The organism is Plectonema cf. radiosum LEGE 06105 (assembly GCF_015207665.1).
GTDB classification, from domain to species: Bacteria; Cyanobacteriota; Cyanobacteriia; order Cyanobacteriales; family Nostocaceae; genus Rivularia; species Rivularia radiosa_A.
This window is the reverse complement of the sequence record NZ_JADEWL010000017.1, coordinates 26,121-38,542: the sequence shown is the minus strand read 5'-3', so window position 1 is coordinate 38,542 and position 12,422 is coordinate 26,121. Positions and strand designations below refer to the sequence as shown.

Genomic DNA, 12,422 nt, shown 5'->3' with positions numbered 1-12,422 from the left:
TAGAATTGATTCACGTTTATATTAGATTTGGATAGTTAAATGTTAAAAGAAATCCACCTCAAGCAAGTTGGTCCAGCTGACCATTTTGATGTTGAATTTGCCGATAGACTCAATATATTTACAGGTGATAACGGTTTGGGTAAAAGTTTTTTACTCGATGTTGCTTGGTGGGTTCTTAGTGGAAACTGGGTAGAACAACCTGCTTATCCACAACGAAATAAAGAAGGAAACCCAAAAATTAACAGCCTAGTTAGCACCGAAAAAAATATAAAAGAATATCAAAGTGAATTTGATTTTTCCGAACAACAATGGCGTAATTTACAAATGCCTCCCTTATTAAAAGAGGTAATTATTTACGTGCGCGTTGATGGTGGTTTTTCTGTTTTTGACCCCGCACGTAATCGGGATAATGCTTATAATTTTAATCCAGATACGCTTTGGAACGGTTTAAAATCAAATGGTAAAGTTCTTTGTAATGGTTTAATTCAAGATTGGGTTACATGGCAAAATCAACCCAATAAATATCCATTTAAACTATTTTCTAACGTTATTAAAAAACTTGCACCTCATCATAAAGAATGGATAGAGATTGGAGAACCAACGCGAGTGTCTGTGGAAGACGTGCGCGATATTCCTACAGTTAATCTACCTTATGGTAACGTTCCTGTAACTTTAGCTTCTGCTGGAATGAAGCGGATTTTGGGATTAGCTTATCTACTAGTGTGGACTTGGTACGAACATAAAAAAGCTTCTGAATTGCGCCAAGAAAGTCCAACAAATCAAATAGTTTTATTAATAGATGAAGTTGAATCTCACTTACATCCCCAATGGCAAAGAGTAATTTTACCAGCTATTTTAGATGTGGCGCGTGAATTGCAAAATAGTATAAATATACAGGCTTTAGTAACTACTCATTCTCCACTAGTTCTTGCTTCCTTAGAACCAGATTTTGATGAGGAAGAAGATAGATTATTTTTATTCAAATTAGAAGATAGAGAAGTTACCCTAGATGAAATACCTTGGTCAAAACAAGGGGATACAGTTGGATGGTTAACCTCAGAAATTTTTGGACTCAAACAAGCTCGTTCCTTTGAAGCAGAAAATGCAATTGAAGCCGCAGAAGCCTGGATGCGTCATGACGATTTGAATGCTTTTCCAGAAAACTTGAGAACCCACTCACAAATTCATCAGGAATTGCAAAGACTTTTACCCGGACATGACCCATTTTGGGCGCGTTGGATAGTCACATCAGAAAAAAGAAACTCTGCTGGGTTATCGGGGGTTTAACATATAAATGATACCGTTTGAACCTCCACCAGAACCACTAGATTTTGATAAAAAAGCACGACAACCAGGAAATGCTTGGTTGGCAAAAAATCCCGACCCCAAAAAAGGAACTTTCTTATTATTGGTCGCCTTTTAAAAGTAATTTAGCCGATGGGTTTAACAATCTTTGTGCATATTCGGTAATGTACGAACCAGTTGGTACGGTAGAACATTATCTTAGCCGCGATAATTATCGTAATTTGGCTTACGAATGGAGTAATTTACGCTTTGCTTCTGCTTGGATTAATAGTTGTAAAGGTACGCTTGATGACCAAGTTCTTGACCCCTTTGATTTAGGAGAAGATTGGTTTGAGATTCTGCTTCCTTCTTTACAGTTAGTGTTAACAGATAAAGTTCCGGAGCAACAACGTCAAAAAGCACAATTTACCTTGGAACGGTTGCGGTTACGAGATGATGAACGAGTTCTGCGCCAGCGTCAATCATGGTATCAATTATATTTGGATGGAGATTTAACTCTACAAGGATTAGAAAAGAAAGCTCCCCTTATCGCCCGTGCAATTAAAAAACAGCAGCAAGCAAATTAGAAGTGATAATATCAATTACCTCTTCAAAATTTACGATTAAAATGACGAAGGCAATCCTATATAATTTTACTCCCAAACTTTTCATTTTCCCCCTAATCCGGTTGCAAAATATGAGCGGCATTTTCCCCTTATTTATCTCACAAACAAATTTTATTGATGCATTAAGTAGCAATCATCGCATACACAGACTTATCAAAATTGCAACTATGCGTATGACACTTTGACAATGTAATAATGTAGCACGAAGTAAACTAAGTTAAAAGTAATATTTTAAACTGTCACAGTTTGTCACATATCCTTTAACCACAGTGTTTTCAGAAACCGATGCCGAGCATAGGTGCGCGGTATAAGAAGAAATAAGCCTGAAAAGGTTGTGGGGTAAACTTTTAGGACACTTGTAGTATTATACCTCGCTTTTTGCTCAGTTTTGGTTTGAAGCAAAATTATTCGACTAATATTTTATGTACTAACTTTTTAACTATAGACAATTAATATATAGACTTTTAGTATTCAATTATTTCAACCAACATAATTTTGACAATTCTCCCATTTATTCACAAGTGAGTACTAGCAGCAATCGCTGTCAATCTGAGAATATGACTTTATTAACATTTCCACAATTGAACCATGAGCGTAACAAAATCCAAGTCTTCAAAAGCCCCTAATCCTTTTATAGGCACATGGCACATCTATGAGATGGAAATGTGGGATGAAGATTACTTCAACATGGAAGTACAAGCCTATGTAAGCATTGAAACGGATAAGCAGGGAGATTTCCAGTTTGGGCTTGTTAGTGGGAGTCTTGATGGGGATTTAGAAAAATCGGGAGTCTCCGAACGTTTTGCTTTTACGTGGGAAGGTCAGGACGAAATGGATGAAGCGAGCGGTAGTGGCTGGATGCAATTGATAAATGTAAGGCAGGTAGAAGGATTTATTAAATTGCACTTAGGCGATAGTTCTACGTTTAAAGCTAAAAGAGCTAAGTAATACTTTTATATATTTTATCAAGTTTAATTTAGCCAGGGACTTTTAGCCCCTGTCTAAGAGCATAAGTCCATTAAAATGGACTAAAAAATGCCAGTCAGTAAGCGATGAGAAACCGGGTTTCTTTTGGCTTGTAAAAATGGCGGCGGTTAGATTGATTCGATTTCAAGAATCTTTTGCTATCCGAGCAACCCAAATATGTAGATAAGTTGCTGCTTTTCGCCAAGAACCTTGAGATTCTGCAACAATTTCTCTGGCATTATCGGTAGTTAATTCTAAGCTAATGGGTATTGAAGGGGAAAGTCGCTCTGCTTCTATCAACTTTTTTACCCACTGCAACAGATTCTCAACGCAGAGGGTAGATAATGTAATATTTTTAATTTCAAAGCCAAATAAACTGGCGAATTCAGCTAAATTATCGTGAGTTCCTGCGACAATGGTTGCATTAATACAACGCGATCGCAATAAACTAGTCAGCAATAGCGGTAAGGGAATACGGTTTGCTTCATCCCAATAAACGATTTTAGCGACTGGTGGTAATGAACATCGTTTCCATCCCGGTTGACAATAATAATATACACCCCCCGTTTGTTGCTTCCAATGTAGAAGGTGCGAAGTTTTACCTGCTCCTTTTTCACCGATTACTTGCCAAAATAATCGTTTTTGGATGGGAGGTGGTTGAGAAAAGCCAAAATCTAACCAACGTTCGGGAGGAATTTCTAAATCATCGGGTGCAATGAAAGGGTTACGTCGCAATCCGAGTCGATGATAAGGGTCACAATAAGACATTTAAAGATTACCCTGTCGAGGAATGACCCGAAATACTTGGTTTTTTACGATATCATTCCGTCCAAACCATTTTGAGCGAGTAACTGCAATTTCCCAGATAATTCTTATTAATTGACCGTCGTATGATATTGGTCCTGCCATCGGAATTTTACACCTAAAATAAGTGCGCTCTGAAAGTTTAAGTTCCGTTTCAAAAAGCGTTTGCTTATCTACGTCTCCCCGTCCTTCGGTTCTATAACCAATTGTCAGTTTTAGTGGCTTCTCTTTGTTTTGTGTATCGGGTGTCCAAATACAGCTTCCAGTCAATTCACTTCCGACTTCGAGCGAATCCGAATTGAGATAAAAATTAATCATTTTACTAATACCGGGTCAACAATAAAGACAAAACTAGAATTAATACGCTCGAAAACCCCTGAAATATTTTGCTCAACTAAGAAAATCCAGCGAATTTGATTATTCTTACCTTCAAAAGAAGGAGGAAGGTCATTCGGTACCGTAAAAATTGTTTTGAATGAAAATATATCAACATCTGTCGGTACAGAATGGAATTGAGGTTGAGATTCCCAAATCGTATGAACCTCTATTTCTGTATCAGTTCCTTTCTTATACTCGACTCGCTCCACACAAGCTATCTTGAAGGTTAATTGTTCTGGTTGCTTTGTTTTCAGATTTCCTTTGAAACGACGACGAAAAGTCAAATTACATTCTTCCCCTAAACGTAAGGGATAAGTAGATAATAGGACTTCTGCTGGGAAAAGACGAAATTGAGCGACAAGATAATTTTTAACTTGATTTCTGAAGTTTTTATTAAATAAAATAGAAGCTATAGCAATTAATAAAAAAAACCACCAAAAGAAAAATACAAAAATAGCTATAAAAGAAATTAAAATCAATCCACCAATCAGCCTACTGATGATATTCCCCTGTTGTCGCTTAATGTCTTCATTATTCCGCAATAAAAAACCTTCTGATGTTTCTTGAACATTAGCTGGTGCTTTAGCAGATAGCGACTTTATTTCAAATTGATTAGTATTCATTAGGGTTTGTCTCGCCAACAAAATATCATTATATGGCTACAAATTTATTGCCACTATTAAGAACGAGTTAAGAGTCCCGTTTAAACTACAATTGCAAAATACGTCTGGTGTGAATTAGGAAAAAGAGAGGAAAAGATAGAAGATGAAAGTTACCAAGCTTATCATCAAAAATCTTTCCTCATAAAAAATATCGGTAGTTTGGAATTGATGTTCAAACTTTCCAATCTATAACTGCCTGCTAAAATTTAATTTACACCAGACGTATCATATATTGTGAAGTAGAGAAATGGAAAAAATAAAAATCCGTTTTGATTCTAAAAGCGGAGTAGCTGCATTCATTGAAGAAAAAGAAGATGGAGAAGAGCAGGTAGTCTACATAAACAAAAATGGAAAAGAATTGTTGAATGCGACTATTCTCGGTTCAACTGTTGCATATAAATTAAAATAATTTGATGGTAATGATGTTGAATGCTAGCGCGTAACTTCTTGTCGAGAAACAGCTTTATCGTTATTTCAATCTTCTGCTATTTTTAAAAATAATTAAATTAGGGATTTCTTAGCTTTTAATAAATTAAAATAAACGTCTCGCCCCAACCAAGTTAACTGATAGTACGCGGGATTGCGCTACTCCTCTCGTACTCCCAAGATATTCCCCCAATATTACTCGTTCCGCCTACCCCCAAAAGCAATTTCGAGCAGCTTCGTTATAATCGAAGTGGACTCACTTCACTTCTGCGCCCCAGGGGGGGGTGGGCTGCGCCCATCCTCGCTCGCTGTACGCTCTCTCGGACACAGAAGTTGCGTGAGTCCTTCGGACACGCTTCGCGAACGCCCTACGGGGCTTGTCATACACTCGTTGTTGGTGGGGTTTTTCAATGACTGCTTTAGCAATCATGCGCGTTGGGAAATTAAAAAGTTTTGGGAATGTGGGCGGTAGCGAAAAACATACAGCCCGTCTACAAGATACACCAAATGCTGACCCCTATAAAGAAAATATTCGGTTAATTGGAAATAATAATGACCCGTCTTTAGAGGAAATAGTAAAAGCCAAAATAGCTGATAATACTAAACATAAGCCGCGTAAAGATGCGGTACTATGCAGCGAAATTTTCTTGAGCGCATCCCCGGAGTATTTTCGCCCAGAGAACCCGGATAAAGCTGGGGAATGGAATGATCAATTGATGTGGAATTTTGCTAACGCTTCAACAAAATGGTTGCAAGAAAATTTTGGAGAAAAATGCGTTCGGGCTGAACTACATTTGGATGAATCTACTCCCCACATCCACGCTTATATCGTTCCAGTCAACGACAAAACTAAACAACTAAGCCACAAAGAAATGTTTGGGGGTGATGGCAGACAAGCCAGCATTAAAATGTCTAAACTCCAGGATAGCTATGCTTCATGTTTGGCACATTTGGGAATTGAAAGGGGTGTGAAGGGCAGCAAAGCCACTCACACTAAGGTTAAGGAATATTACCAAGCAGTCAACCAAGAACCTTTAACACTGGAATTAGACCGACTGGCACCCAAACGTGGTGAGACAGCACAGCAATTATTTGAACGCATCAAAGCAAACCCCACAATCCAATCCATCAATCACCAGCTAGCTGACCACAAAAGAATTGTAGAGTTAGAAAGACGGGCATCGCAAAGGGCGATCGCCTCTGAAAAATTACGGCAACAGTTAGAAAAGCGCGTAGCTGAACTAGAAGCTGAGAACTTTTATTGGAAACAACAAGCTGACAAATTAAGGGACTTGCCCCTAGAGGAAGTGGCATGGAATCTAGGGCTTAATAAAGCGGACATTGGAGAAAATCGTTGGAAGGGCTTGGGACGAGTTATCAGTATTAATGATTCTAAGTGGTACGACTTTACAGAAGAAAAAGGTGGCGGTGGGGCTATTGATTTAGTTATGCACGTTAACAATTCTAATTTTCGGTCTTCTGTTGCTTGGTTACACGACCAATTTGGAGAAGAGGGGATGCTGCGTGCTAGCAAAGCTTTGGTAGAAAAACAAGCCATTAAAATTGCCCAAGAAGAACCCGCACCAAGTTTTGAGCCACCAACCCCGGATGAATCAAAGTGGCTATCCGTACAAGATTATTTGGTAAAGAAACGCGGATTACCTGAAAACTTTATCATTGGACTTAACCAAAAGGGATGGCTATATGCTGATGAACAGCAAAATGCCGTCTTTACAATGCGCGAGCTGACGGTGGGAGTGGAAACGCAATATAGAAATGAAGAAACGACGTTAAAAGGCGCATTTTTACGGGGGACGCGGGGAGAAAATAATTCGTTTATGGGATACGCACCCAATTCAAAACGGAGAGAGGGATGGTTCTACTTCCATTTGGGTGGTAAGCCAGGGGATGAAATACAAAAAGTAGTCCTTTGTAAATCTCCTATTGAAGCGCTCTCGTGCGCCAAGATTGGGGTAAGTGAACGTGGAGGTATGCCGTCTGAAAGAACCATGTATATAGCGGTGGATAGTCCCAAAAGTCTACCGTTAGAATTTCTTAAAGAAGTGAGAGCTATTACCGCTGCCTACGATAACGACTCGGCGGGACGCTCTACTGTACGAGCTATAAAAGAATTACTACCGCAGACAACCATAGCGCACCCGAAAGCAGAGGATTGGAATTTAGAACTATTGGAGCGTTTGCAGCTTCAAAGGGTGCAGCAAAAAGAAACTGACAAGAAAAAGAATCGGGGGTTGGAATACTAACAGAATTATGCAGCCGATGCATGAAGACCATATCTCTTAAATTTAAACCCCATTACCCGGTTTCTTAGCCATCTATCTAAGAACAAGTCAAAAGCGTAGACGCAACTGGAAACCGCTACGCTAATCAGGCGAGGGTAGTCACTGCCACAAACATTACTCGTGGGATAACACATTTACGCATAGCAGCACCTACTTCTCCGCCAGATTTTTCCAGTTGCTGGTGGGTTGCTTTATTGAGGAAAGTTAAAACACAGTACAATTGCATTAGCTCCTGCCGTCGGAGCAAAAACCTGTAGAAAAATACGCCCTATTTAGAGTATGGCTTTTACCGCAGCAGTTACGGATAAAATCAAGACTTTCAAAGACCTACAAGACCGCTGTAATTTAAACAAAACAAACGATATTAATTTCTTCACTGAATGGGTAGAAGATTTACCGGATTTAACAGACGATGAAAAAACTGAAATTGCTTCGATAAAAGAAATATATGATTACCACAGATTAGATGGCTTTCTACTGGAAGGGGCGATAAATTTGCTAATTGTCTCTCCGTTGTTAAGATTAGCAGGATTCTTTAAACCACCATATAAGATTCGCTCACCATATGGTGTGGAATTAGAAATTGACGACCCAGAAGAGACGATTCGCGGTTTTATTGATGCATTAGTAATAAAAGACCATCTGTGGGTTCTGGTTGTAGAAGGTAAACGCAATGGGATTCCGGTAGCAGCCGCACTACCTCAACTTATCGCTTATATGGTATCGCAGCCGCACCAACGAATAATATATGGATTAGCTACCAACGGCGACGAATTTATATTTATAAAGTTGGAAACTGGAGAAAACGCGAAATACGACTATTCCACTACGTTCTCCTTACTTCCGAGTAGACATGAGCTTGGTCGGGTGCTGCAAATACTGAAGAAGCTTGGTACTATTATTGCTCTGAGCTAGCTTTTGAGTGATACCAAACAACGGGGGATGAGACGTTATTACAGCATCCACCAGGACTGCCAGATAATAGGTAACTACTCCTAGAGCGTGATACCTGTAACCCTCATTTATTGAGGGAGGGAGTGAGAGGGGAGAAACTTTCAGCCGGTAATCTTAGAGCGCATTGGGAGTCACGAGGCATTCAAGAATCGGTAGAACGAATTTCCCCATGTTGTTCAATATGTTCAACCAACCGCTTGGTTTCCCCACCCGCTCGTTTTAACTCTTCAAGATTACCTACTAAAACAAACAATTTCCTTGCTCTACTAACGGCTGTATTGAGTAAATTCGGTTTACGATTGAGGAACCAAAAACTATGCTCTTGGTGGCATTGGTAAAGAGATAATATTATGGCTGCTTTCTCTCCTCCTTGGAAGGTATGAACTGTGCCAATATCGTCCCAAGAAAAGTTTTGCCAACGCTTCATGAGTCGATATCTGAGTGCATTGGCTTGCCTTGTGAATGGAGACATTACCCCAATTGCCTTATTAGTGTCGCCCTCTTCAGTAGAGTAGCCATTCTCTAGTAGGAAGGCGATCGCCCTTGAAGGGCGCGTGCCGATCGCGTTTTCTACAGCATCAATTTCTTCTGGATTGGTGTTATTTATATGGCTTCCTTGGACGTGGTAAGCCAGTAGGTGCGGCTGTTGTGTAGAACTATCGTAATTTGAAAGGATTTGTAAACCATCTTTATAGTTGGGACTGCAAAACTGGATAATGGGCGCGACACAGCGGTAGTGATTCCTTAAAACAATGCCAGTACCTAAATCCCCTTCTGTACCATTAGCACCAGCAGCGCGATGATAAGCGGTAGCGGTGTATTTAGCAGTAGGAGCATAACAATAATAATCTATCTGGGTCATACCTTGTTCCAGAAATGCGGTTTTGAGGTATTGTTTGATGGTATCGTCGCACAGGTTTATAATTGGCTCAATTTGTTTTGGGTCGCCTGCTACGACTGCTTGCTGGGAGCGAACCAGTAAGGGGAATAGTTGATGTATTAAAGTTGTTCCTGCTTCATCTGCAAGAGCTAGTGCAATGCTATTGGAGTGAAGGGTGGGTAGCATATTGCGTATTGATTGCAAACTGGAACTTATAACGGGGAAAATTAAACTTAAAAAACGGTAGATAGAATCGGGTTCCGTTTCTAGTTTGAGCAATGCATCTCCGTCTCCCGTTAAAGCGCTTCCGTAGGTTTCTACCGCCTGCATGACATTATCTTTACGTCGGAGTGTTTCTTGTTGAAGGAACGAGAAAGCGCGTTGAAATAGCTGTACCTGTTGTGAATGGTAGTCGTGGTAAAAGCGGCTGTAAAAGTCTTCGTCTGGGTAGCTATCGAGTTGTGTTTGGAGTTGTTGCTGATGACTTTGTTTTGACTCCAGTTGCTGATTTAATGTTGTCAGTTGCGTTTGAATTTCAGCTACTTTTGGATTAATATTTTGCCATTGCTGCGAGAATAAGAGTTTTTGGTTTACGGATGTCTGGGATGCAGCTAATCCTTCTCTATCAAGGGGTAGCTGGAAAGGATGCGCTGTCGCCAAGGTATTTAAAACAGCAGCGTTTATGTGATTCGCCAGACGCTTAAAAACTAGTTTATCGGTAGTAAAATTAATTAAGTTAAAGGCGCGTTTGGCGATTGAGTCCGATACATGAGGTAGTTCCCGTTCTGCTCTTGATAATCCTTCTTTTATTTGTTGGTAAGCATCTATTGGGAAATCTGCATAATCTCCCAAACTTGATAGCTGCTCGCTGTCTTCTTCTAACTCCTCATGAATAGCAGCAATTTCGTTATTGAGAGATTGGATTTGGGCATCTAGTTGTGATAGCTGTTCAGCCGAAGCAGTTTGTTGGCTCTCGTTAAAACGGTCTTGCTCTATGAGTTCTTGGATTTCGTTTTCTGCTGATAATAAATCAAGTTTGGCTTGTTCCCATGTCTCCTGGTTGAATTCAGTAGCTCGCAGCCAGTCTTGTGCCTGTTGCAGTTTTGGTAGTGTTACACGCCTGATAACTCCTTGACTACCACCGTCTAAATAGAAGTGTTCGGTGGGGAATTTCTCCAAAAATCTTTGCTGGAATTTTTGAATAGCACTGTTGTTGGTGCTGGCAAATAACGTTAGATTACTCGCATCTTCTTCCCCGCGAACAATTCGGAGCGCTCTTTTTACAACTTGCTGCGCTACTAAATGCAAGAATAATTCTGTTTTCCCCGTCCCCGGTGGTCCGTGAACGGCGGTTATCGGATTCTGTTGGGCGTGTTTGAGCGCCGAAGCTTGAAATGAATCGGGTGCGTGATTCGTAAACGCTCCCCAAAACATGACTTCATGTTCTGGTGGTTTGGGCGAATTACATATGTATTCAACAACGGGATGATTATCAACCAGCCACTTACAATTAAGGAGTGTATCTTGAAGTTGCTTTAATATGTCTCGCAAGTCTTGTTTTAACTGAACGTTGTACGGGGAAAAATCGCAGCGCAGTAAATAGGGTTGTCGTCCAGTTTTGTATCTACCTTCAGGTAAGTCTACCTGGTCGATAAAGTCATGCAAACTGGGAAATTTTCGTTGCCAAGTATCTTCAAAAAATTTATTGATGCCTTCTGTGACAATCAAAGATTCGGCAACTTCTTCTTCTATTCCGTAGAGTCGCATTAAATTTACAATTACTGGTTGAAACTCGAATTCAGTCAAGTCCCAGCCAGTTTTGCGATATTTACCTCGGAAGATTTGAGAAATCTCAATGGTGAAGAGTGGCAGATATTTCAGCTTCTGTTCTTTTCCTCTTCCCTGAACTAAATATATTTGAGGGAAGGCGGCAGCTATTTGAAATTCGTTGGGTTTATCTCGGTTGACTGCGGCTTGTTGCTGCTCCTGGAATTGCTTGAAGAGTTCGCTACTTAGCAACAGTTTATTGCCGACAAGTCTAACATTATCGCTGAAAACTTTGAGAAAGCTTTCCGAGCCACGTTCGACTTCAGCAGTAGTCAGTTCTTCTAGCCTAATGTATGACAACCAGGATTGTACTATTTGGATAAGTTTTTCTGACTCTAACATGGGAACTCCTACTTAGCTCCGGAAGTGGCGTTGAATCTAAGTTAATCTTTTTTCTTGATTATTGCCAATATCCCGCAGTACTAACATAATTTTATTCTTCTTAGGAGTCGCTTGAATATTATTTCTCCCATACTTTGAGAAGTTAGGAGTGCCTACTTTAGCGTTACCACACCTGAATAGCTAAGAATTTTCGCGTCAGCAGTTAAAAAAGGACACCCATAAGCTCTGGCTGTAGCTACAATAATTTGGTCAAATGGGTCACTATGAAAACCACTTAATTGAGTTGAATCAACCACTATTGGTAGGGTCAAATTTAATAATTGTACTCCGGGATAAGCCAAAGCTGCTTCCAGCCATTCATTAACTGAGCAAGAAAAAACAAGTCGATTCTTTTCTACTAATTTAGCAACTTCCCAACAAGAAAGAATACTTACTCCTAAACCCTCTTCTTGATGTCCCTCTATATATTCCCGATGTTTTTCAGTTAATCGCTTATTACCGTCAATCCACCAAACCCAGATATGCGTATCAAGTATAATCATTGCAGAACTTCCCAATCTTCTAAACCGACTGGTTCTGTTGGGTCATCATAACGGATTACTTTTCCGCGCAGAGAATAAAGATTCGTTTCCGCTTGACTAGATGGTGCAGCGGTCTGCTGTGGAGATTGAGATTCGAGAATAATTACTTCTACAGTATCCCCTGCATGAAAAGGCAAGCCATGCAGCATCAAGGTTCCATCTTCAGTTAAAACGGCTTCTACTTTGTGAGCGTTCATCTTACTACTCCTATTTTTTAATGGGGAGGGAGAACAAGCCTTTCGCCAGTTACTTCCCGTTTTTTTATTATGACGCGAAAGGCAGTCCATAAAGGAAAAATAAGAAGGCACCACCAATTAACGGAGCGTCGTAATACTCTTTATTCCACTGCCGATTGCCGACGCGGGAAGTCAGATAATAGTAAGGAGCTA

General features: G+C 40.1%; 13 protein-coding genes. 7 read left to right on the top strand and 6 right to left on the bottom strand.

Annotated elements, in window-relative coordinates:
* The first annotated feature begins 39 nt into the window (after positions 1-39).
* The 4 genes from IQ247_RS08020 to IQ247_RS08010 all read left to right on the top strand — a co-directional run bounded on the left by IQ247_RS08020 (position 40) and on the right by IQ247_RS08010 (position 2,858).
* Positions 40-1,287 carry an AAA family ATPase gene (locus IQ247_RS08020; RefSeq protein ID WP_193918794.1) on the top strand — a complete coding sequence of 416 codons (1,248 nt, stop codon included), beginning with the start codon at positions 40-42 and terminating at the stop codon, positions 1,285-1,287.
* Positions 1,288-1,294: 7 nt separating this feature from the next.
* Positions 1,295-1,423: a hypothetical protein gene (locus tag IQ247_RS33075; RefSeq protein ID WP_265579671.1), complete on the top strand. Its 129-nt coding sequence runs from the start codon at positions 1,295-1,297 to the stop codon at positions 1,421-1,423.
* 46 nt (positions 1,424-1,469) lie between these two features.
* Positions 1,470-1,871: an HNH endonuclease family protein gene (locus IQ247_RS08015; RefSeq protein WP_228059563.1), complete on the top strand. Its 402-nt coding sequence runs from the start codon at positions 1,470-1,472 to the stop codon at positions 1,869-1,871.
* A 627-nt stretch (positions 1,872-2,498) separates the two neighbouring features.
* Positions 2,499-2,858 carry a hypothetical protein gene (locus IQ247_RS08010; protein ID WP_193918793.1) on the top strand — a complete coding sequence of 120 codons (360 nt, stop codon included), beginning with the start codon at positions 2,499-2,501 and terminating at the stop codon, positions 2,856-2,858.
* Positions 2,859-3,020: 162 nt separating this feature from the next.
* Here IQ247_RS08010 and IQ247_RS08005 read toward each other — a convergent pair whose 3' ends face one another.
* From IQ247_RS08005 to IQ247_RS07995, 3 genes are read right to left on the bottom strand one after another with little or no spacing between them, the layout of a single operon-like run.
* Positions 3,021-3,644 carry a hypothetical protein gene (locus IQ247_RS08005; RefSeq protein ID WP_228059562.1) on the bottom strand — a complete coding sequence of 208 codons (624 nt, stop codon included), beginning with the start codon at positions 3,642-3,644 and terminating at the stop codon, positions 3,021-3,023.
* Positions 3,645-3,998: a hypothetical protein gene (locus tag IQ247_RS08000; protein ID WP_193918791.1), complete on the bottom strand. Its 354-nt coding sequence runs from the start codon at positions 3,996-3,998 to the stop codon at positions 3,645-3,647.
* A complete protein-coding gene (locus tag IQ247_RS07995) occupies positions 3,995-4,681 on the bottom strand; it encodes a hypothetical protein (protein ID WP_193918788.1) in 687 nt (228 codons plus the stop codon). Before IQ247_RS07995 ends, IQ247_RS08000 begins: the two co-directional genes overlap by 4 nt.
* Before the next feature lie 286 nt (positions 4,682-4,967).
* On the opposite strand from IQ247_RS07995, the gene IQ247_RS07990 reads away from it, so the two are divergent.
* From IQ247_RS07990 to IQ247_RS07980, 3 genes are all read left to right on the top strand, one after another.
* Entirely contained in the window at positions 4,968-5,129 is a 162-nt protein-coding gene (locus tag IQ247_RS07990) for a hypothetical protein (protein ID WP_193918786.1), read from the top strand.
* A gap of 427 nt (positions 5,130-5,556) precedes the next feature.
* The gene (gene mobV / locus IQ247_RS07985) at positions 5,557-7,410 is read left to right on the top strand and encodes a MobV family relaxase (protein WP_193918784.1); all 1,854 of its coding nucleotides are present in this window, start codon (positions 5,557-5,559) and stop codon (positions 7,408-7,410) included.
* Positions 7,411-7,728: 318 nt separating this feature from the next.
* Entirely contained in the window at positions 7,729-8,364 is a 636-nt protein-coding gene (locus IQ247_RS07980) for a type I restriction endonuclease subunit R (protein WP_193918782.1), read from the top strand.
* Between the two features lie 181 nt (positions 8,365-8,545).
* Here the strand turns inward: IQ247_RS07980 and IQ247_RS07975 are convergent, their stop codons facing one another.
* The 3 genes from IQ247_RS07975 to IQ247_RS07965 all read right to left on the bottom strand — a co-directional run bounded on the left by IQ247_RS07975 (position 8,546) and on the right by IQ247_RS07965 (position 12,230).
* Positions 8,546-11,452, bottom strand: a complete 2,907-nt coding sequence (locus IQ247_RS07975; protein WP_193918780.1) for a DEAD/DEAH box helicase — start codon at positions 11,450-11,452, stop codon at positions 8,546-8,548.
* A 152-nt stretch (positions 11,453-11,604) separates the two neighbouring features.
* Entirely contained in the window at positions 11,605-11,994 is a 390-nt protein-coding gene (locus IQ247_RS07970) for a type II toxin-antitoxin system VapC family toxin (protein ID WP_193918778.1), read from the bottom strand.
* Entirely contained in the window at positions 11,991-12,230 is a 240-nt protein-coding gene (locus tag IQ247_RS07965; RefSeq protein WP_193918776.1) for a hypothetical protein, read from the bottom strand. Before IQ247_RS07965 ends, IQ247_RS07970 begins: the two co-directional genes overlap by 4 nt.
* Between the last annotated feature and the right edge of the window lie 192 nt (positions 12,231-12,422).

Coding starts and splice junctions, on each gene's coding strand:
- IQ247_RS07975 (WP_193918780.1), bottom strand. CDS start 11,452: ATGTTAGAGTCAGAAAAACTTATCCAAATAGTACAATCCTGGTTGTCA.
- IQ247_RS33075 (WP_265579671.1), top strand. CDS start 1,295: ATGATACCGTTTGAACCTCCACCAGAACCACTAGATTTTGATAAAAAA.
- IQ247_RS08010 (WP_193918793.1), top strand. CDS start 2,499: ATGAGCGTAACAAAATCCAAGTCTTCAAAAGCCCCTAATCCTTTTATA.
- IQ247_RS07970 (WP_193918778.1), bottom strand. CDS start 11,994: ATGATTATACTTGATACGCATATCTGGGTTTGGTGGATTGACGGTAAT.
- IQ247_RS07965 (WP_193918776.1), bottom strand. CDS start 12,230: ATGAACGCTCACAAAGTAGAAGCCGTTTTAACTGAAGATGGAACCTTG.
- IQ247_RS07995 (WP_193918788.1), bottom strand. CDS start 4,681: ATGAATACTAATCAATTTGAAATAAAGTCGCTATCTGCTAAAGCACCA.
- IQ247_RS07990 (WP_193918786.1), top strand. CDS start 4,968: ATGGAAAAAATAAAAATCCGTTTTGATTCTAAAAGCGGAGTAGCTGCA.
- IQ247_RS08020 (WP_193918794.1), top strand. CDS start 40: ATGTTAAAAGAAATCCACCTCAAGCAAGTTGGTCCAGCTGACCATTTT.
- IQ247_RS07980 (WP_193918782.1), top strand. CDS start 7,729: ATGGCTTTTACCGCAGCAGTTACGGATAAAATCAAGACTTTCAAAGAC.
- IQ247_RS08015 (WP_228059563.1), top strand. CDS start 1,470: ATGTACGAACCAGTTGGTACGGTAGAACATTATCTTAGCCGCGATAAT.
- IQ247_RS08005 (WP_228059562.1), bottom strand. CDS start 3,644: ATGTCTTATTGTGACCCTTATCATCGACTCGGATTGCGACGTAACCCT.
- mobV (WP_193918784.1), top strand. CDS start 5,557: ATGACTGCTTTAGCAATCATGCGCGTTGGGAAATTAAAAAGTTTTGGG.
- IQ247_RS08000 (WP_193918791.1), bottom strand. CDS start 3,998: ATGATTAATTTTTATCTCAATTCGGATTCGCTCGAAGTCGGAAGTGAA.